The 311-nt window shown below is 33.1% G+C and carries 1 protein-coding gene; it reads left to right on the top strand.

The window, feature by feature from the left end:
• Positions 1–311: hypothetical protein (locus QMG30_RS24890; protein WP_281819928.1), on the top strand; the 311-nt coding region annotated here is incomplete at both ends.

Genomic DNA, 311 nt, shown 5'->3' on the forward strand with positions numbered 1-311 from the left:
ATAAGTATAAATCCAGAGACTGGAACATTACAAGTAACTAACCAAGCGGATGCAGGAACAGTTGTAGTAATGGCTTCTAGCGATGGAATGCAGCAAGAAAAAACTGTAACAATAGATAAAGAAGAACCAATAGTAACAAATATAATAATAAATGGTGAAAGTATAATAGATGTACCAACCCAAGAAAATAGTCCAGAAACAACAGATTATAATGCAGTAATAAAAGATCAGTATGGAAATGTACTGAATAAAGATGTAAGTTGGTCGTTAAAAACACCAGCAAATGGAGTAAGTATAAATCCAGAGACTGG

Origin of the sequence: Vallitalea longa (assembly GCF_027923465.1) — a bacterium.
GTDB classification, from domain to species: domain Bacteria; phylum Bacillota; class Clostridia; order Lachnospirales; family Vallitaleaceae; genus Vallitalea; species Vallitalea longa.